An 18719-nucleotide genomic window follows, 5' to 3' on the forward strand; every position below is an offset into this window, starting at 1 on the left:
GACGCCGCAAAAAATCCCCTGCCCCGGACGCAATGCAGCATGAAATGCTGCTTTGCAGAGCCGGGGCCCACACTGTCAGCGTTCTCGCGGAGCGTGTGGACCCCGGATGACGCTTCGCGTCTCCGGGGTGGAGGCAGGGGCGGATGCTGTGTCGAGAAACACAGTTGCCGAGGAAGAGATCGAGCGGTGACGCCGCAAAAAATCCCCTGCCCCGGACGCAATGCAGCATGAAATGCTGCTTTGCAGAGCCGGGGCCCACACTGTCAGCGTTCTCGCGGAGCGTGTGGGCCCCGAATGTCGCTTCGCTCCACCCCGGAATGGAATAGGAGGCGGATGCTGTGTCGAGAAACACAGTTGCCGGGGAGGAGGATTTGAGGCCCCGGCCGCGATGCAGGCCGGCACGGGTTACCGCTCAGACGCGGGGAATCAGAACGATGGTGCCGGCTTCGCCCTCGACCGACTCGTCGATCATCGCCTCGATGAACTCCATGACGGTTACGGCGGTCTTCAGCGTCATGGCGTCATAGTTGTTGTTCAGATAGATCTGGCCGAAACTGCGGCGCAGCCGCTTGTCGTTGAACACCTTGACCTGTCGGACGATCGCGGGATCGGGTTCGCGCAGGATCTGTTCCGTCACCTTGGTCGACTTCTCCGGCAGCATGCCGCTCAGCGTCTCCATGGCGTCATCGGGGTCCTGCTCGATGATCACGGACTTGCCGACGATGCTCGTCTTCTCGCGCTTCTTGCCGTCCGGGGTCTCGAAGACCTGGCGCCGGACCTTGAGATCGACGATGGCGAAGCCGCCCCCGCCCATGCGGTGGAAAACGACCAGCGTATCGATCGGGCCGTCGCGCCGGGACGCCACCATGGTCGAGGTCGACAGGCGCAGAAGCGGCACCAGTTCCGGCTGATCGCGGGTGATATTGATCCGGACATCTTCGAGATTCGCTTCGTCCTTGCGGCGCTGACGCTTGCGCGCCTCGGCCGCCCGGCGTTCGCGGTCGAAAACGTTCTTGCGCATATTGAAGCGCTCGGCATTCTCGATGATGTCGATGGCGCCGTGTTCCGCAACCTGACAGAGCGGACTGGTCTGATAGCGATAACTGGCGCCGCCGCATTCAAACACCCGCCCGCGGGTCTTGCTGGCGTTATTGCGGTCGGTCCTGGCGACGCGGCCGACCTTCTGCAAATATTCCGCCGGTGTCATTGTGACCCGGAAATTGAGCATGTCCTGAAGGTTCGGAATATCCGTTCCCTCGCCCAGCACGTTGCAGGTCACGACCATATCCAGCGTGCCGTCGGCCAGCCCCTGCTTGATGGAGCGGCGTTCTTCGCGCGTGGCCGTGCCGTCGATCATGGTCGCCTTGATGCCGAGATCGACGAAACACCCGGCAATGTCGCGGGCGTGGCGTCGGTCGATGGCATAGACGATGGCAGTGCCCTTTTCCCGGCAGCCCATCCAGTGGCGGCCGACCCGCTCGATGACATTGGGATCGCGCAAGCCGTGGCTCTTGCCGATGGCCAGGGCTTCTTCCTGGCCCAGTTCAAGCTGTTCGAGATGCACGGGAACGATCAGCCCGTCGTCGGTGGCCTCGTCGCGGGTCATGACGCTGATGGTCTTGCCGAACATCTCCGCAACCGGCTTGCCGTCCTCGCGCAGCGGCGTCGCGCTGAGGCCGATCCGCAGCTTGGGCAGATTCTGCAGCAGCAGGCGGTGTTTGGGCGCGGGCGCGTGGTGACATTCGTCGACGAAGGCAATATCGAACGCGCCCAGCGCCTCGCGCATCTCGTCGCGCCGCGTCGGACGTTCCAGTGCCTTGATCAGCGACAGACTGTTGCCGAACACCGTATGCCCGGTCAGATCCTTCGACCAGGCGCAATACCGTGTGCTGGTCGTGTCCGCGATGCCCAGCGAATCACCGACCCACGCGAACTTTTCCTGATTCTGCTCGCTGATGTCGTCGTTGGGCGACACAATGATCGCCCGCAGATGCGGAAAGTGCCACCGGACGGCCGCCATCATGACGGTCTTTCCGGAACCCGTAGGCTTGACGACGACGCCCGCCACCTTGCGGTCTATCGCGTCGCACATCCGCTGAACGCCGAGCTTCTGGGCGGGAGTTAGAATCAGACTGGACGGTGTCAAAGCATCCATCGGGCTTGCGCGCTCACCTGTCGTTGAAGGGTCGAAAGTGCTGTCGCATGAGCGTTCCGGCAGTACCGGCCACCCGGCCGGCCACCGAAAACGCGAAGGCGCGGCACTATAGGCGAGCATGACGCCGCCGCCAAGGCATCGTCGACATGCGTCTGGCACATGTGTCGTGCCCGCCGCTCCGCCAATATCCCTTGACGGCCTTCCCATAAGTGGTGCGACCATGCGGTGCTGTCGAGCGATATATCCACCCGCCGCGAGCAGCATCGCGGGCGGCTGCCCTGCAGGGAGGGCATTTCCGGATACTCTGGCATGCAACCCTTTCGGCAGCGGGGAAGGCGGGCTATGGTAGCCGGCCTCAGAACCGCTGCGACGGACCAGGATCAAATGGCTTCATCCGCTGAACACCGCAACGTCTTCCTCCTGGCGACCTGTCAGGCATTGTTCAATTCGACCACGATTCTGGTGATGACGTTCGGCGGCCTCGTCGGCCAGATGCTGGCGCCCTCACCCGGCTTCGCGACCGTCCCGGTCGGGCTGATGGTCGTCGGCACCGTCATCTCGACGGTACCCGCATCGTTCGTCATGCGGCGTATCGGCCGGCGCGCCGGTTTCCAGATCGGCGCCACTGCAGGGATGCTCGGCGGCCTGATCGGCGCCTGGGCGATCTCGATCGACAGTTTCATCGTTTTCTCCGCCGCGACCATGCTGGTCGGCGTCTTCCAGGCCTTCGCGCATTATTATCGCTTTGCCGCGGCCGATGTCGCCGGACCGGTATTCCGGCCGCGCGCCATTTCGCTGGTCATGGCCGGCGGCATCGTGGCCGCTTTCCTCGGCCCGTTCATCGCCCGCTCGACCCGCGACAGCCTGGACGGCCTGCCCTATGCCGGATCGTTTCTGGCGCTGGCGGGCCTGGGCGTCCTGTCCTTCGCCATCCTGTCGCTGGTCCGGATCCCGCGCGCCGAAGCGGAAAAAGCCGGCAAGGCCGGGCGCCCAATGAGCGTCATCGCCCGGCAACCCGCCTTTATCGTCGCCATTCTTTCCGCCGCGATCGGCTATGGCGTCATGGTGCTGGCCATGACCGCCACGCCGTTGGCCATGGTGGGGCATGATCATTCGGTCGACGACGCCTCGGTCGTCATTCAGTGGCATGTCCTGGGCATGTTCGCGCCGTCGTTCTTCACCGGCTCGCTGATCGCCCGGTTTGGTGTCCAGCGGATCATCCTGACCGGCGCCGTTCTGCTGATCATCCATGTCGGCATCGCCGTTTCCGGCATCACCTTCGCCCACTATCTGTCGGCGCTGTTCCTGCTCGGCATTGGGTGGAACTTCACTTTCATCGGCGGCACGACCTTGCTGACCCGATGCCATACCCCCGCGGAAAAGGCCAAGGTTCAGGGGCTGAACGAGTTTCTGGTTTTCGGAACCGTGGCGGTGGCGTCCTTCTCGTCCGGCGCGTTGCTGCACAATTTCGGCTGGCAGTCGGTGAATATCGGCGCCGTCCCTGTACTCGTGCTGATCCTGATTGCCCTGGCGTGGATGCGCACCCGGCCGCAAGAGGGTATCGCGCCCGTGGAGACCGACCCTGTGGATACCGACAGGGAAGTGCCGGCCGGAAGCTGAGCCGGGCTGGCCGCACGCCCGGCCCAGCGAGAAGTGGTGGGATTATCAGGGGCGTTGGGCGCCGGTCTTGCCGACATAGATCGCATACACCGATGTCGTCGCCGTGATAAACAGCCGGTTGCGGCGGGCGCCGCCGAACGTGACGTTGGCGACGGTTTCCGGCACAAGAATCCGACCCACCATGTGACCGTCGGGGTCGAAGACCTGAACCCCATCGCCGGCCGACGTCCAGATGTTGCCGTCGGTATCGGCGCGGAATCCGTCCGAAACCCCCGGCTCGATCTCGGCGAAGACACGGGCGTTGGACAGGCTGCGGCCATCCGCCGCCACATCGAACACCCGAATATGATGCGCGCCGCCGGCGTCATGGCTGCGGCCGGTATCCGAGATATACAGCCGCTTTTCGTCCGGCGAGAAGCACAGCCCGTTGGGCTTGTCGAAATCGCCGGCAACCACGGTCAATCCGCCGTCCGCCGGATCGATCCGATAGACGTTGCAAGCGCCGATCTCGCTGTCGGCCCTGTGCCCCTCGTAATCCGACAGGATGCCATAGGGCGGATCGGTGAACCAGATCGAGCCGTCCGATTTGACCACGACGTCATTGGGCGAATTCAGCCGCTTGCCGTCGAATTTCTCGGCCAGCACCGTGATCGTTCCATCCGGCTCGGTTCTCGTAACCCGGCGGCTGCCATGTTCGCAACTCACGAGCCGGCCCTCGCGGTCTCGGGTATTCCCGTTGGTGAAATTCGACGGACGGCGAAACTCCGACACGCCCTCCTCGGTCCAGCGCATCATCCGGTTGTTGGGAATATCGGACCAGACCAGCACGCCGGTATCGGCAAACCAGACAGGTCCTTCCGACCACAGAAAACCGGTCGCCAATCGTTCGAGCCACGTGTTCGGCGGAATGAAATAGCGGAACCGTTCGTCGACGATATCGATGCAATCGGTAATGCGCTCCACGGCCATGGCGGCGCGTCCTCCCTGGTTCTTGATCATGCGCGCAGTGAGTCCTGCGATGCTTCGTTCCCAAGGTAGTCGAGCGATCCGGCCGCGCCAAGCGCGATGCCGACCGCACTATCCGTTGGCGTATGCGGGATCGTGCCGATGATCGACGACAGCCACGCCCCTGAGACCCGATGCGGCGCCGACCAGAGATAGGACATGCGGGTCAGCTCGCGGATCATCGGGTTCACAACGCCGACCGCCCGCATCAGCGTCCAGGGCATGCGCCGGGTCCGCAGCGGCCGGCCCGCCGCCCGTTCCACCGCCGCCTTCATCTCCGCGCCGGTCAGGCAATGGCCATCGAAGCCAAACCATGCAAATCGGTCGAGACCGTGCCGCGCTTCGGCCAGATCGGCGAATGCTTCGGCCAGGTCGGGCAGATAGGCCCAGGCATGCGGGCGGTCCATGGGGCCGGGATAGGTGAAGATGCCCCGGTCCAGTTTCGCGATCAGGGCCTGGCGGAACCATGATGCCCGGCCGTCACCGTCGCCGCCGAAGAAATCGCCCGCCCGCAGGATCAGGGTCTGCGTGGCGTCTTCAGTCGCCGCGCGGGCAAAGCGTTCTTCCATCGCGATGCGGGTTGCGGCTTTCGGCGTACTGGCCCTGAACGGCGTGGCCTCGGTGACGAGGGCCGGTATCTCGCGCCCGAAATTATAGACATTGCCCGGAAAAAGATGGGTCGCGTTGTGGGTGCGCGCGGCCGCGAGCACCGATTCCGCCATTGGAACGGCAAATCGATCCCACTGCGTGTAATCGGGATTGAGGCCGTTGAAGATGAGATCCGCCCCCTCGGTCGCACGCACGAGCGCATCCGTGTCGGTCGCGTCGGCGGCACGATGCGCCGTGCCGACCGGCAGTCCCTCTGCGCGGCCATCTCTGGTAACCGCGATCACATCATAACCGCGCCGGTGGAATGCCCTCGCCACAGCCCGCCCGACCTGCCCGCGGGCGCCGAGTATCGCTATCGTCATCATGAACCCGTCCTTTCCTGAATTGTTTCCAGGACAGAACACTATCTATTCCTCTGCGTCGCTAATACGGCCAACATCGGGCCTTCTCTATTCATAAATGAATTGATATGACGCAGGAGTCTCAGGTGCACGCGGTGAGCAAAAGAGGCGGCGCAAAGGTCAGAACCGTTGCCGCCAGCGCCGACAGCGCACTCCCCATGAAGACCGCCCGAAGAAAGCGGCCGGTCGCAGTGCCGTTGCCGCCTGACAGGTACAGGTGCCGGACCACCCAGCCCAGTACCCCCAGATGGACCAGCAGCACCAGAGCCATCATCAGCCGCAAAACGCCAGCGGGCCATGCGAAGGCACAGCCGAGCCCGTGCAGGCCATATAGTGCGCCAAGGGCACTGCCCCAGACCGCGAAGCCGGCCACCAGCCACCAAAGGCGCCATGGGCTGAGACCGTCGGAATCGGAGGTGTTCCCGGTGGCGTTCATGGCCGCACCTCCAGCGCCCCGACCAATCCGGGCAGCGACAAAACCAGCACCAGGGCGACGGCGCCGACGACGGCGGTATAGTCCGCCCACACCCGCGTCAGTCGCAGATCCAGGCGGCGGGACGGGGATATGAATCCGGCCCTCAGCCGCAGGGCGTTGCTGATCACGAAGGCAACGCCAATTCCCGCATGCAGCGCCGCATAGGTGAGCAGGGCAGACGCGACGGCACCGAACGCGTGCTCGGTCGGAGACGGTGTTATCCCCGCGATCAACACCATCAGCCCGGCGATCGCGGCTGCGAATGCCAGACCGCCGGCCGCCAGACGCACCGCGATCGCCGATCCATCGGCCACCGCGCGCAACGCCGAACGGGCGGACAACGCCGCGCCTGCCAGGGCGGCGACGGTCAGCGCGGCCAGAACCATGCTCGCCTGCCCGACTTCGGGCGGATCGGCTGGCGCGGTCACCCACAGATAGAAGGTGCCGAATACCAGTGACGAGAACAGGGCGGCGTCGGCGACCAGCGTTACCATCATGGCCCACCAGGGTGGTGATCCATCGACCTGGGTATGCGGCGGCAGGGTGACACCGTGACCGACGTCAAGAGGATCAAAGTCCCGCGACAGCCCGGCGTTCTGACCGCTGTAGATGAACAGGCCGACAACCAGAAATGCGCCCGCAATAGCAAGCGGATAGACCTTGAACAGCATCGCCAGAACCACGAGCCCGGTCGCGACCGCCGTGATCAGCGGCAGAAAGGTCATTCGCGGCAGGACGACCAGTTGGTCCGGCAGCCCCGTCGTCGCATGGACACCCAGCGTCTCCTGCCAGCCATGCCGTGTTCGGCTCAGGTATCCCTCACCTCTGGCCAGGGCCAGTGCCAGCGCCGCCGGGCGAAGATCGTCGGCCCGGCCATCGATATGCGGAATCGACGCGAACGCATAGGGTGTCGGCGGCATCGGCATCGCCCATTCAAGCGTGCCGGCGTGCCAGGGATCGCGGCGGGCCCGCCGGCCGAAACGCAGCCGGCCCAGAACATCGACCGCGAGCAGAGCAAATCCGATGGTCAGCACGAAGCCGCCCACCGATGACAGAAGGTTGAGCCCGACCCAGCCCTCGTATCCCGGATAGGTATGGATGCGCCGCGGCATGCCCAGCAGACCGGTCAGGTGCATCAGGAAGAACGTCATGTTGAAGCCGATGAAGATCAGCCAGAAGGCCGGAATGGCCAGCCCGGGGATCGACCGCCGCCCGCTGATCAACGGCAGCCAGTAATATACCGCCGCCAATATCGGGAACACGAATCCGCCGACGAGAACATAGTGCAGATGGGCGACGACGAAATGCGTGTCGTGGACCTGCCAGTTGAACGGCACCATGGCCAGCATGACACCAGTCAGCCCGCCGGCCACGAAGATGAAGAAAAAGCCGAAAACATAGAGCATCGGCATGCTGCGGCGCGGCCGGCCATTCGTCAGGGTGGCGAGCCAGGCGAATATCTGCACGGCCGTCGGCACGGCAACCAGCGCCGATGCGGCAGAAAAAAAACCCAGCGACAGATGCGGGATGCCGACCGTGAACATGTGGTGGACCCAGATGCCGAAGCTCAGGAACGCCAGGGCGACGATCGCAACGATCACGGCGCGATAGCCGATCAGCACCCGCCCCGCCATGACCGGGATGATCGTCGACAGGGCCCCGGCCGCGGGCAGAAAGATGATGTAGACCTCGGGATGGCCGAACAGCCAGAACAGGTGCTGCCACAACAGCGGATCGCCGCCGCGGGTGGGGTCGAAGAACGGCAAATCGAACGCGCGTTCGGTTTCCAGCAGGATCGAGCCCAGGATCAGTGGCGGAAAGCCGACGACCATCATGCCGGCCGTCACCAGGATGTACCAGCCGAAGATCGGCATGCGGTCCAGCGACATGCCAGGCGCCCGCAGCTTCAGGATCGAGACGACCAGTTCCACCGCCAGCGTCATCGCCGAAATTTCCACGAAGGTGACGCCGAGCAGCCAGACATCGGCATTGATGCCCGGCGAATAGACATTCGACGACAGCGGCGTATACATGAACCAGCCGCTGTCCGGCGCGACGCCCGCGATCATCGCCAGGATCAGAATGGTGCCTCCGAACAGATAGCACCAATAGCCATAGGCCGTGAGCCGGGGAAACGCCAGATCCCGTGCGCCCAGCATCTTGGGCAGCAGATAGATCGCCATCCCCTCCAGCAGCGGGATCGCGAACAGGAACATCATGATCGTGCCGTGCATCGTGAAGATCTGGTTGTAGATCTCCGGGCCGACGAAGGCGGAATCCGGGGTCGCGAGTTGCGCGCGGATCAGCATCGCCAGCATGCCGCCGATGGCAAAGAACACCATCGCGGTGACCATGAAGCGCAGCCCGACGACCGAGTGATTGACCGAAGCCAGCCGGGTGACGCCGGATCCGCTGCCCCAGATGGCCGATAGCGCCCGGTGCCGCTGCAGAGTACCGCTCATTGGTTGGCTTCCATCAGGGGGTGGCTTCCATCAGGGGGCGGCCTCCATCAGGGCGTCCTCGAATTCTTCCTCGGCAACCACGGTAACGGCAAACCGCATGCCGGTGTGACCGCTGCCGCAGAACTCGGCGCAGATCCCGCTCAGCGTGCCCGGCTCGTCAGCGCGAAGCCGCATCACGGTCTCGTGTCCCGGAATGGCGTCGCGTTTCCCGGCCAGCCGCGGCACCCAGAACGAATGGATCACGTCACGGCTGGTGATCGTGATATCGACATCCTGGCCAGCCGGAAGATACAACCGATCCTGCGTCGCCCGGTCGCCGTGATCGGGGTAGCTGAAGCGCCAGTGCCATTGCCGGGCCTCGGCCTCGATCCGGATGGCGTGACCCGTGTCGCCGCGAACCAGCCGGTCGCCGGCGAACAGCGCATAACCCACCAGGGGCGGCAGCACGAGGGCCGGCAGCACCAAACCGCCGAGAACGATCCATCGCGATGCCGGCACCCGGCGGCCCCAGTCGGGACGCCACATAACCATGGCAAACAGGGTCATCACGAGGCCGAGAAGGATTGCCGAACCGGCCAGCATGACCCACCATAGATCGGCGATGGAACCGGCACCCGGCCCGGCGGGTTCAAGTGTGGAGAACGGGCCGCTGCAGCCGGCCATCAGGAACGGCGCCGCCAGCGGGAGCAAACGCAACAGGGGGCCACGGCCGTGAGCCAAGCCGAAACCAGCAGCAAGAGCGATCCGCCGGAGGCCGGCAACCAGACTGGTGGCGAACCGGTGATGACCGAGGTGCGGCGCCTCGACAAGGAATCGGCCATTGCGGTTATCGGCCACCCGCTTCATGCCATGATGGTCCATTTCCCGATCGCCTTCGTCGTTGCCACGTTGGGGGCCGATCTCTTTTTCTGGTGGTCCGGCGATCCGTTCTGGGAGCGTGCCGGATTGTGGACGGCGGGATTCGCCTTTCTGACCGGCGCCGCCGCGGCCGGGGTCGGAACGCTGGAACTGGTGCTCGTTCCGGGTATCCGTGCCCGCGTCACCAGTTGGTCGCACGCGGTCGCCGCAATGACGCTGCTGGCCGTCGCCGGCACCAATTGGGGCGTGCGCCTGTCCGAAGCCGCCGCCGTGCTGCCGCTGGGGCTGGCGCTCTCGGCCGTGGCGACCGTCCTCACCGCTTTTGCGGGGTATCAGGGCGGAAAGCTGATCTTCGATCATGGCGTGGGCATCGTGTTGTCACCGAACGACTGATCGAACCAGTCGCCCAGCGCCCCCGGCTCGAACAGGCCATCGGGAACGAACGCCGCATCGATCGCCGGCTTTGCCAGCACGATCCACAGGATCAGCGCGACAACCGTCGCACTGCCGCCGATCAGTGCCGCGCCCGCGATGGCGCCGAAGCGGCCGCCGGGCGCGAACAGCCCCAGCACCACGAACCCGGTCCAGAGATGCAACGCGACCATCGCGCCAACCGCCGTCAGCTTCAGCGCGAACCAAGGCTCGAACGTCCCCTCGGCGAAGATCAGGACGATGCCGCTGGCAATTGCCAGAAAGGCCGCCGGCGACGTGATACCGACGGACACGAACCGCACCAAACGGTGCAGCCGTTCCAGATCATCGGCGTTGTCCATCCGTCGGCGTCGCGAAAGAAGGAAAGGAAGGCCGATCAGCCCTCCGGCCCAGAACGAGATGGCCACCAGATGGATGAATTTCAGGATGGGAATCACGGCGTCGTCTCGTGGGGCGCCAGAGCCCTCCAGAGCAGCCAGAGACCGGCCGCCGCATAGGGCAACGCGGCGGGAACCCACATCAGCAACCCGGCCAGTTGCTGATCGGCCAGCGGCGAGATCCCCCATGGGATGGTTGCCAGGAAATGCACGAAATACAGCGGCTCCGGCGCGAAAACGATGATCGCGCCCAGCATGCCCATCTGCGCGATGGTGCCGATCAGCGCGACGAGCACGCCGACCATCTGCGATCCGTCACCCCCGCCGCCGCGATGCTGCGCCATGGCCGCGAACACGCCGTTCCACAGCGCCCAGGCGGTGCCCAGCAGACTGACCTGCATCAGCCAGTAGGCAGGCACGCTCGCCAGTCCCCAGGCGTAGAGGCCGGGAATGTGCCAAAGCCAGAGCACGACGGCGTGGATTGTCGCGAGCGCGGCCAGTGATATTCGTCTCGACGAGTTGGCGGCGGGGAACACCAGTGCCAGCAGCGGGGCCACTGCCACGATCAGAAGCACATGGTGCAGCACCCGCGCGGAAAACAACGCCGAGGACAAGGCGCAAAGCGGCGAGACGAAGATCACCGCCATCAGCGCGACGGCCGTCAACCCAAAGACCCGGTCGTTCGGCCGGTGGCCACCAAACCTGACGACGACAAAGGCAGCGAGCCCCAGCACCGCCAGCAGCACCGGGTCCAGGTTCCAGCGCACCCAGAGATCGGCGGGCAGCGGCGCCGGTCCGCAATAGGCGATGATCGGATCGGACATGTCCAGGCTCGCTTTTCTCTACGGTTCCCGATAGTGAACCCCATCGCCATTGCGATGGTTCCTGATCACATACGAATGATACCATACCGGCGGCCGCGCTTCCGATCGGGTTCCCGGGAATAGGCGGTGCGGCGTGAATGCGAGGCGGCGCAAGGACGATGACGGCACTCGACTGGCACCTGATCCGAAGCTTCGTTGCCGTTGCCGAGGCCGGCTCTCTGGCCGCTGCCGCCCAGCGCATCGGCATCAGCCAGCCGTCGCTCGGACGCCATATCGACGCCATGGAGGCGGCAACCGGGCTGACGCTGTTCGTTCGCGGCCGCGACGGCATGCGCCTCACCGAAGCAGGCATGACGCTGATCGACGATGCCCGCGCCATGGCGGCCGACGCCGAGCGTCTGGCGCTCAAGGCCGCCGGTCAGTCGGCCGATCCCACCGGCACGGTGCGGATCACGGCCAGCCAGGTCGTTGCCACCTGTATTCTGCCCGGGATCATCGCCGATCTGGTCCGGGCCGAGCCGGGCATCGAGATCGAACTGGTCGCGAGCAATACGGTGGAGAACCTGCTGTCGCGCGACGCCGATATCGCCGTGCGTATGGCTCGCCCGGCGCAGGACGACCTGATCGCGCGCAAGGTCAACGACATGGCGATCGGCGCCTTTGCCCGCGCCGACTATCTGGCCTGCCACGGCGTGCCCGCTGACTGGCCCCGGAATTGGGACGCGCTGTCCAGCCATTGCATCGTCGGCTATGATCGTTCCGACCTGATCGTCCGGGCGATGGCCGACATGGGGATCAGCGCCTCGCGACGGGATTTCCGGCTCCGGACCGACGATCAGGTCGTGAACTGGGAACTGGTAAAGGCAGGCGCGGGCATCGGTTTCGCCAGCGTTTTCGTCGCCCGCCAGTCGCCGGGCATGCGCCGCCTTTGGCCGGATCTGCCGATCCCGGCGCTGCCGATGTGGCTGGCGTCGCACCGGGATCTGCGCACCAGCCTGCGCATTCGCCGCGTCATGGACTTTCTCGCCGACGCTCTGACGGCCCTGCCGCTGAACAGCGATCCCGGTGACGATCCGACCCGTTGAGATGCAAGGCCGTGCACTGTCTGCGCCCGATCAGGCGGCGATGGCCGGGACGCCGAAAAGCCAGAGATGCAGACGCCAGACGAACAAGAGATAAAGCCCCAGCCCAATGGCGACGGCAAATCCGTCCCACTTTACCGGCCCCGGTGCCGGACCGCTGTCGCCGCGCTTTCTGGCGGCGATCCGGTCCGCAACCGCCCACGCCAGAAACGATCCGAACAGCAGCAGTGCTGCCAGATCGCCATTGGCCAGCAAATGCCCCAGCGCCCAGATCTTGACGCCGACCAGCATGGGGTGCTTCAGCGTTGCCTTGATCCGGCCCGCCGGTAACTGCGAGGCGACCACGAAGATCAGCGCAAAGGGCATCAGGACGATATTGAGATGCTTCATCCAGACCGGCGGTTCGTAAAGGATCGGCGCCGTCGGCCAGACCAGCCAATAGCCCCAGACGATCAGAACGAAGCCGATCAGGGACACTAACGAGAAGATTCCACGCCATGCCCCCGGGCCCCGCGCCGCAATCTGGCGGTCGCGGAAATCCGGCGCCACGATGCGCACCGAATGAACGCCCAGAAAGATGATCAATCCCAGGATCAGAATCGCCATGTCCCGCTCCGGATGATGGGGTTTCGGCAGTATGCCCGGACATCCGCCGGAATGGAAAAGAAAGCCTGCCGGCAATCGATCAATCGGATCGCACGAGTTCGAGATACTCCGGCAATTGCGGCACGGCCGACTGGCACAGTCTGGCCATGCGCTGGCGATAGGTGTCGGCAGAGCGTTCGAGGTGCCTTGACAACGCCGCAGAGGCGACATCGATCGCCCTGTCGGACAAGGCTGTCAGGATCGCCGCGTGATCCTGCAGGAATTCGATTTCCGGTTTGATCGCCAGGATCCGTTCGAACATTGCGTGGTTCGAGATCAGCGGAAGCCTCGTCTGCCGAAGGAGCGCGATCAATTCGATGTTATCGCCCTTTTCCATGCAATGCACATGCAGGAAATCCTCCCGCGCATCGAGCACGGCACCATCGATCGCCGGAAATTTCGCAAGGCAGGCATCGACCGCCGCGCGTTCGGCATCGATCTCCGGCCCGGAAAGAAAGGGAAAGGCGCGCCGCAACGCCAGCGGCTCCAGGTGCTGGCGGATTTCGTAGATGTCGCCGAGCCGCCGGTCGGTCAGCGCGACTGTCACCCATCGGCCATCACCGTCCTTCCGGACGATACCGGCCTGCTGCAGCCGCGCCAGAATATCACGTGCGACCGTCCGACTGACATTATGCACCGACGCCAGGGTCGCACCGATGATGAAGCAGGAACCGAACGGCGTCGTTTCCGCGATCTCGCGCTGAACCGTCTTGAACAACACGTCCCAAAGCGGCTTCGCGCGCGGGCGTGGATTGGCAGGCCCCTGCCCCGGATCCTGCCAGACTGCGGGCTTCGCGATCGCGCGCGTCGGCTCCACGCCGTTCAGGTCCGGCACGACGAAACGGCCGGTGCCGATGTCGCGCAGGACGCCCGCCTGCACCATCTCGTGCATCGCCCTGTAGACGGGCGTCCGGCTGACCCCGAAGCGCCTTGCGACATGGGAGACCTTCAGCATATCACCCGGCGCAAGCTGTCCGCGCGTCAGCGCATCGGCGATCTCCGACCTCACATAGCCGTGGACGGTCTGGCGTCGATGCGAACCATCTTCAGGCACTGAGGATGGTTTCACTCGTCTGATGCTGCTTGATGAAATCCCAGTCATAGGTCACGCCCAGGCCCGGCCCCTCCGGCACCGGGAACGCGCCATCGGCCCCAACGGCATCGAGCTGGTCGGAATAGCCGCAGCTATAGACCGGCGGCACGGCATTGGCCGCCCCGGGACCGACAAGCGCCACCTCGTAATACCGCGTATTCCTGAGCGCCGCCATGCAGTGACGATGCGCCGGGCCGCAGGCGTGGATCTCGACGTCGACGCCGAAGGATTCGGCGAGATGGCCGATCTTCATCGCGCCCGTAATGCCCAGATCGTATTCCGGGTCGGCGCGAAGGATGTCGGTGCCGCCAGCGATCAGGAAATCCGCCTTGGGTTCGATCCCGCGCACATGTTCCGTCATCAGCAGCGGCGTTTTCAGCTTTTCACGCAGCCGCTTGTGGGCAAAGGCCGACACACCGCTGTCCCGGAACGGATCCTCGTACCAGAGATAGTCGGCCTCGTCGCAGGCGCGGCCGACATAAAGGGCGTCGGCAAATGTCCGTAACTGGCAGGCCGGGTCGAGCATCAGTTCCATACGGTCGCCCATCGCCCGGCGCAGGTTGAGCACGTTTTCCGCCTCGCGCCGCGCCTCACCCTCGTGCCAGCCATGCAGCTTGAATGCGCGATAGCCCAGTTGATAGCAGGCTTCGGCAAATTCCGCGAAGGCGTCAGGCGAGTTCAATCGCCCGGAATGATCACCGTGATAGGTACTGGCATAGGCGGGCAGGCGCTGGCGATAGCGCCCGAGCAGATGCGACACCGAACATCCGCATTCCTTGCCCAGCAGGTCCCACAACGCAATGTCGAGCGCGCCGTGACCCATGTGGTCGTATTGGCGCAGTTCGCGTTTGAACTCGTCGAACAGCCATTCCCGGTCCCGGGTCGATCGCCCCAGAAGCAGGGGCGCCAGCGTGCGCGTCTGTTCGAAAGCCGAGCGGGTACCGACCCAATGGGTCACATATTCGCCGGTCAGGCCGCCCGTACTGTGAAGCAGCACGGCGTACCGTTCGACCGTGATCCTGTCGCCGGGCCGGCAGACCATGTTGTAGGTCGACGCGGCGTCTCCTTCCAGACCGAGACCGTCGACTTCGAAAGTGAACGTCCGCAGTTCGATGCGATCGATCGTGTCCAACTCGTTCTCCCTTTATGGTGCCCGGCAACCGGATCCGTCACCGGGCGATGGCGGGCAGTGTCAGCGTCAGAGCCGGGACCAGCGTGATGATGAGCAAGGCGATGATCAGCCCGATCAGGAATGGCCATACCTCTTTCAGAAACGCGCCCATGCGCACCCGCGCGATGGCGCAGGAAACGAACATCAGGACACCGAGCGGCGGCGTCATCTGGCCGATAAGCAGATTGATGATCATCACGATGCCGAAATGAACCAGATTGATATCGAGACTGTTGAGCAGCGGCAACAGGATCGGCAGCAGGATGATGATGATCGCCAGGGTTTCCATGAACGTCCCCAGCACCAGCAACAGGACGTTGAGCAGCAACAGGACCAGGATCGGATGATCCGTGATCCCGGAGATGACTCCGAGCATCGCCTGAGGGGCCTGGTGAAGCGCCAGGACCCAGGCAAAGGGCGCCGCGGCCGCAACCAGCAGCAGGATCGACGCCGTATCCCGCGCCGTCGAGGCCAGGGCCTCGCCGATGCCGCGAACATCGAGCGTACGATAGATCACCAGCCCGACCAGCAGCGCGTAAAAAGCGGCAACTGCAGCAACCTCGGTCGCGGTGAAGATACCAGCCCGGAACCCGCCGACAATCACGACCGGCAGCAGCAAGGCCCAGCCCGACCGGGCAAAGGTGCGTTTCAGGGCCGAACCCGAAAACGCCGCATCCTTCGGGAATCTGCGGATCTTTGCCATGATGCCGGTGATTGTCAGCAGCACGATGCCGATCAGCAGTCCGGGGACGATTCCGGCCAGGAACAGATCGCCGATCGAGACATTCGCCACCCAGCCATAAATGATCAGCAGGATCGACGGCGGGATGATCGGCGCCAATGTCGCCGACGACGCCGTGATGGCAACGCCGAATGCGCGGCTATAGCCGGCACGCTCCATCTGCGGCACGAACACGCGCGTCGTCGCCGCACAGTCTGCCAGCGACGACCCTGAAATGCCCGACATCAGCACGCTGGCGACGACGTTCACATGGGCCAGGCCGCCACGTATATGACCGATCAGGGCGCGGGCGAAATCGAAAAGCCGTTCGCTCATGCCGCTCTGGTTCATCAGATTGCCGGCAAGAATGAACAAGGGGATCGCCAGCAGCGGAAACGACTGGACGCCGGACGACACCCGCTGGGCGAAGATCACCAGCGGGAACCCCTCGTACCAGATCGCGACGATCGCCGAGCCGAGCATGGCAAAGGCAATCGGCAGACCAAGCGCGAGAAGGGCGACGAATGTCAGCAGCAAAAGGGCCATGCCGGCGTCTATCCTTCCCGCTCAAGCACCGAGCGCAGCACCTCGTCAAGTCCCTCGTCGAGTGCCTGGCGGATGATGTGTATCCCGGCGAGCGCCATTCCCAGTGGCATCCCGTAAAAGAGCCAGGCCGCCGAAATGCCGAGGATCGGTGTTGCGTTGCCGGAAACCTGAAGCGCGTAGAAATAGCCGTAGACGATCAGTGTCATGAGAATGCACAGCATCAGGATCGTTCCGACGAGGCCGAGAACCAGTGTCGCCCATTTCGGCAACAGGCGTGCGGCAAGGTCGATGCGCAGATGCTGATGGGTCCGGAAGCAGGCGCTGACACCCAGAAAGATCATCCAGACGAACGCCGCGACCACGACTTCCTCGATCCAGGCGAACGGGCTGCGGAACACATAGCGCAACAGCACGTTGGTAAAGAGCAGAATGCCGAGACTGGCGCACAGCACTGTGAGTACCACCGTCTCGACGAACGCGATCCCGTCATCGAGACGGCGGAACCAGCGCAGAATTCCCGTCAGCATTCACGTCTCCGTATTTGCCGCCCGCGGCCCCGAATGACGCCTGGCGCGACATCCGGGGCCGCAGATGCGGCTCGGCGGCGCCGATCAGCGGCTGCGCAGTTCCTCGATGCTCGCCTGGAGACGTTCGAAGTTCTCCGGCCCCCAGCGTTCGGCCATGGACGCATAGGCATCGGTCATGGCGTCGGCGAAGGCCGCGCGGTCAGGGTCGCGGATCACGGTCGTACCACCGGCTTCCTCGATTTCCTGAAGCATTTCTTCTTCGTGGCGCTGCTGAATGGCCGTATTGATGGCCGAGTATTTCTGCGCCTCTTCGAGAAGAATTCTCTGGTGTTCCGTGGAGAGCGACTCGAACTGGCTCTGGTTCATCAGGATCATGTTGTTCTGCAGCATGTGCTGCGACATGACGAGATAATCCTGCACCTCGTAGAATCGCCGGTTATAGATCGTCGGGATCGGATTTTCCTGCCCGTCCACGACGCCCTGCTGCAACGCGGAATAGACGTCGGAGAAGGCGATCGGCGTCGGCGATGCGCCGAAAGCTTCGACCATGGCAACCCAGACCGCCTGTTCCGGCACCCGAACGCTCAAACCTTCCATATCGGCGGGGCTGCGGACTTCGGTATCGCTGAAGGTGAAATTGCGCCAGCCCCAGTACCAGATCTTGCTCAGGGGAATCAGATCGTGCTCGTCGGCCAGTTCATCGAAGGCCGGCTGCATCGCGTCGCCCAGAATGGTCGCCTGTGCTTCTTCCCAGCTATCCCAAAGGAATGGCGCGCTGGGCATTTCCAGCGACGGCACCAGCAAGCTCGCCGACGGCATCGATGGCGCGGTGATGTCAACGCCGCCGGCCTTGGCCTGTTCCACCAACTCGTTTTCGTTGCCGAGTTGTTCGTTCGGAAAGATCTGGATGGTCAGTTCGCCATCGGTGCGTTCCGCCACACTGTCCGCAAAGTCCTGGAAAAGCTGGGCGGCGATTTCGCCTTCGCCGTTGGCGTGTCCGAAACGGAGTTGGGTCTGGGCGTCGGCCTGGTGCGACAGCGACAAAAGGGCCACCGCGGCGACCGCGGAAACGGCAGTAAGCCTGTACATCCTGGGTTCTCCCTATAATCCGTACGCTTTTTCATGCGATGAAACGGTCATTTTTGATCAGCGTATACGCAGTACATTCGCGGCGTCAACCAGACATCAGTATGCGACTTCGAGCTTCGACCGGCCATTATTGTCTGCGCGGGAACACGACAACGCCTGACGCAGTTGCATCAACGGCAGTGAAATGGACCATTCTGACGGGAGGATCGGATGAGACGAAACGTCATAAGCATGCCATTCCTGTTGGGCACGGCAGCAGCGATGCCGGTTCTGGCGCAAGAGAGACGGGATGCGGTGGTCGAAGGGACCATGCCGTTCACTCAGGATGTCCTGATCGAAGGGCTGGAGGGACCGTGGGAAGTCACCTGGGGGACGGACGCAACTCCGGCCGCATGAAGATCGGCCCGGACGGCAAGCTGTACTAAACGATCGGCGACCGAAGGCGAGACCGTGGCGAATCTGGCGGCCTACGGCCATACTATGCCGCCCAGTGCACCAGACTCCCTGGCCGACCAGGCCTATCGCAAAATCGTCGCCTATATCCTCCGGGTGCACGGACATGAAGCCGGAGACGAGGAATTTCCGGCCGATGACGAGGCACTGCAACGGATGACCATCGGAGGTTAG

At 64.0% G+C, this 18719-nt stretch carries 19 protein-coding genes; 5 read left to right on the forward strand and 14 right to left on the reverse strand.

Annotated features, from left to right (window positions below; genetic code table 11):
* Positions 1-412: 412 nt before the first annotated feature.
* Positions 413-2155, reverse strand: coding sequence for a DEAD/DEAH box helicase family protein (locus tag ABZ728_RS06130; protein ID WP_366655109.1), 1743 nt, complete (start codon positions 2153-2155; stop codon positions 413-415).
* Between the two features lie 384 nt (positions 2156-2539).
* Between ABZ728_RS06130 and ABZ728_RS06135 the strand changes: the two genes are divergently transcribed.
* Positions 2540-3775, forward strand: coding sequence for an MFS transporter (locus ABZ728_RS06135; protein WP_366655110.1), 1236 nt, complete (start codon positions 2540-2542; stop codon positions 3773-3775).
* A 45-nt stretch (positions 3776-3820) separates the two neighbouring features.
* On the opposite strand, the gene ABZ728_RS06140 is transcribed toward ABZ728_RS06135, so the two are convergent.
* From ABZ728_RS06140 to coxB, 5 genes are all read right to left on the reverse strand, one after another.
* Positions 3821-4774 (reverse strand): SMP-30/gluconolactonase/LRE family protein, encoded by a 954-nt coding sequence (locus ABZ728_RS06140; RefSeq protein WP_366655112.1) that lies wholly within the window; start codon positions 4772-4774, stop codon positions 3821-3823.
* Positions 4771-5754 carry an NAD-dependent epimerase/dehydratase family protein gene (locus ABZ728_RS06145; RefSeq protein ID WP_366655114.1) on the reverse strand — a complete coding sequence of 328 codons (984 nt, stop codon included), beginning with the start codon at positions 5752-5754 and terminating at the stop codon, positions 4771-4773. Before ABZ728_RS06145 ends, ABZ728_RS06140 begins: the two co-directional genes overlap by 4 nt.
* Before the next feature lie 118 nt (positions 5755-5872).
* A complete protein-coding gene (locus ABZ728_RS06150; protein ID WP_366655116.1) occupies positions 5873-6226 on the reverse strand; it encodes a hypothetical protein in 354 nt (117 codons plus the stop codon).
* Positions 6223-8727 (reverse strand): cytochrome c oxidase subunit I, encoded by a 2505-nt coding sequence (ctaD, locus tag ABZ728_RS06155; protein WP_366655117.1) that lies wholly within the window; start codon positions 8725-8727, stop codon positions 6223-6225. Before ctaD ends, ABZ728_RS06150 begins: the two co-directional genes overlap by 4 nt.
* Before the next feature lie 30 nt (positions 8728-8757).
* Entirely contained in the window at positions 8758-9423 is a 666-nt protein-coding gene (gene coxB / locus ABZ728_RS06160; protein ID WP_366655118.1) for a cytochrome c oxidase subunit II, read from the reverse strand.
* Positions 9424-9438: 15 nt separating this feature from the next.
* On the opposite strand from coxB, the gene ABZ728_RS06165 reads away from it, so the two are divergent.
* On the forward strand, positions 9439-9978 hold the full coding sequence (locus tag ABZ728_RS06165) for a DUF2231 domain-containing protein (protein ID WP_366655120.1): 540 nt from the start codon (positions 9439-9441) through the stop codon (positions 9976-9978).
* Here the strand turns inward: ABZ728_RS06165 and ABZ728_RS06170 are convergent.
* Together ABZ728_RS06170 and ABZ728_RS06175 are read right to left on the reverse strand one after the other, a co-directional pair.
* A complete protein-coding gene (locus ABZ728_RS06170; RefSeq protein ID WP_366655121.1) occupies positions 9942-10454 on the reverse strand; it encodes a CopD family protein in 513 nt (170 codons plus the stop codon). The genes ABZ728_RS06165 and ABZ728_RS06170 overlap by 37 nt on opposite strands.
* Positions 10451-11218 carry a cytochrome c oxidase assembly protein gene (locus ABZ728_RS06175; RefSeq protein ID WP_366655122.1) on the reverse strand — a complete coding sequence of 256 codons (768 nt, stop codon included), beginning with the start codon at positions 11216-11218 and terminating at the stop codon, positions 10451-10453. The genes ABZ728_RS06170 and ABZ728_RS06175 overlap by 4 nt, the downstream gene beginning before the upstream one ends.
* A 158-nt stretch (positions 11219-11376) precedes the next feature.
* Between ABZ728_RS06175 and ABZ728_RS06180 the strand changes: the two genes are divergently transcribed.
* On the forward strand, positions 11377-12303 hold the full coding sequence (locus tag ABZ728_RS06180) for a LysR family transcriptional regulator (RefSeq protein WP_366655124.1): 927 nt from the start codon (positions 11377-11379) through the stop codon (positions 12301-12303).
* Positions 12304-12333: 30 nt separating this feature from the next.
* Here the strand turns inward: ABZ728_RS06180 and ABZ728_RS06185 are convergent, their stop codons facing one another.
* The 6 genes from ABZ728_RS06185 to ABZ728_RS06210 form a co-directional block, all read right to left on the reverse strand.
* Positions 12334-12906 carry an NnrU family protein gene (locus ABZ728_RS06185; RefSeq protein ID WP_366655126.1) on the reverse strand — a complete coding sequence of 191 codons (573 nt, stop codon included), beginning with the start codon at positions 12904-12906 and terminating at the stop codon, positions 12334-12336.
* Positions 12907-12985: 79 nt separating this feature from the next.
* Positions 12986-13999, reverse strand: a complete 1014-nt coding sequence (locus ABZ728_RS06190; RefSeq protein WP_366655127.1) for a GntR family transcriptional regulator — start codon at positions 13997-13999, stop codon at positions 12986-12988.
* Positions 13992-15170, reverse strand: a complete 1179-nt coding sequence (locus ABZ728_RS06195) for an enolase C-terminal domain-like protein (protein ID WP_366655128.1) — start codon at positions 15168-15170, stop codon at positions 13992-13994. The genes ABZ728_RS06190 and ABZ728_RS06195 overlap by 8 nt, the downstream gene beginning before the upstream one ends.
* A gap of 37 nt (positions 15171-15207) precedes the next feature.
* A complete protein-coding gene (locus ABZ728_RS06200; protein WP_366655129.1) occupies positions 15208-16476 on the reverse strand; it encodes a TRAP transporter large permease in 1269 nt (422 codons plus the stop codon).
* A gap of 8 nt (positions 16477-16484) precedes the next feature.
* Positions 16485-17003: a TRAP transporter small permease gene (locus ABZ728_RS06205; RefSeq protein WP_366655130.1), complete on the reverse strand. Its 519-nt coding sequence runs from the start codon at positions 17001-17003 to the stop codon at positions 16485-16487.
* A gap of 84 nt (positions 17004-17087) precedes the next feature.
* Positions 17088-18092 (reverse strand): TRAP transporter substrate-binding protein, encoded by a 1005-nt coding sequence (locus ABZ728_RS06210; protein WP_366655131.1) that lies wholly within the window; start codon positions 18090-18092, stop codon positions 17088-17090.
* Between the two features lie 210 nt (positions 18093-18302).
* Here ABZ728_RS06210 and ABZ728_RS06215 point away from each other — a divergent pair, with 210 nt between their 5' ends.
* Together ABZ728_RS06215 and ABZ728_RS06220 are read left to right on the forward strand one after the other, a co-directional pair.
* Positions 18303-18488, forward strand: a complete 186-nt coding sequence (locus ABZ728_RS06215) for a hypothetical protein (RefSeq protein ID WP_366655132.1) — start codon at positions 18303-18305, stop codon at positions 18486-18488.
* 54 nt (positions 18489-18542) lie between these two features.
* A complete protein-coding gene (locus ABZ728_RS06220; protein ID WP_366655134.1) occupies positions 18543-18719 on the forward strand; it encodes a hypothetical protein in 177 nt (58 codons plus the stop codon).

Source organism: Fodinicurvata sp. EGI_FJ10296 (genome assembly GCF_040712075.1).
Classification (GTDB): domain Bacteria; phylum Pseudomonadota; class Alphaproteobacteria; order DSM-16000; family Inquilinaceae; genus JBFCVL01.

Bases quoted from the DNA above. Each gene is read 5' to 3' on its own strand.
- ABZ728_RS06205 (WP_366655130.1), bottom strand. From the start codon at position 17,003: ATGCTGACGGGAATTCTGCGCTGGTTCCGCCGTCTCGATGACGGGATC.
- ABZ728_RS06200 (WP_366655129.1), bottom strand. From the start codon at position 16,476: ATGGCCCTTTTGCTGCTGACATTCGTCGCCCTTCTCGCGCTTGGTCTG.
- ABZ728_RS06145 (WP_366655114.1), bottom strand. From the start codon at position 5,754: ATGATGACGATAGCGATACTCGGCGCCCGCGGGCAGGTCGGGCGGGCT.
- ABZ728_RS06135 (WP_366655110.1), top strand. From the start codon at position 2,540: ATGGCTTCATCCGCTGAACACCGCAACGTCTTCCTCCTGGCGACCTGT.
- ABZ728_RS06150 (WP_366655116.1), bottom strand. From the start codon at position 6,226: ATGAACGCCACCGGGAACACCTCCGATTCCGACGGTCTCAGCCCATGG.
- ctaD (WP_366655117.1), bottom strand. From the start codon at position 8,727: ATGAGCGGTACTCTGCAGCGGCACCGGGCGCTATCGGCCATCTGGGGC.
- ABZ728_RS06130 (WP_366655109.1), bottom strand. From the start codon at position 2,155: ATGGATGCTTTGACACCGTCCAGTCTGATTCTAACTCCCGCCCAGAAG.
- ABZ728_RS06185 (WP_366655126.1), bottom strand. From the start codon at position 12,906: ATGGCGATTCTGATCCTGGGATTGATCATCTTTCTGGGCGTTCATTCG.
- ABZ728_RS06140 (WP_366655112.1), bottom strand. From the start codon at position 4,774: ATGATCAAGAACCAGGGAGGACGCGCCGCCATGGCCGTGGAGCGCATT.
- ABZ728_RS06210 (WP_366655131.1), bottom strand. From the start codon at position 18,092: ATGTACAGGCTTACTGCCGTTTCCGCGGTCGCCGCGGTGGCCCTTTTG.
- ABZ728_RS06180 (WP_366655124.1), top strand. From the start codon at position 11,377: ATGACGGCACTCGACTGGCACCTGATCCGAAGCTTCGTTGCCGTTGCC.
- ABZ728_RS06175 (WP_366655122.1), bottom strand. From the start codon at position 11,218: ATGTCCGATCCGATCATCGCCTATTGCGGACCGGCGCCGCTGCCCGCC.
- ABZ728_RS06215 (WP_366655132.1), top strand. From the start codon at position 18,303: ATGAGACGAAACGTCATAAGCATGCCATTCCTGTTGGGCACGGCAGCA.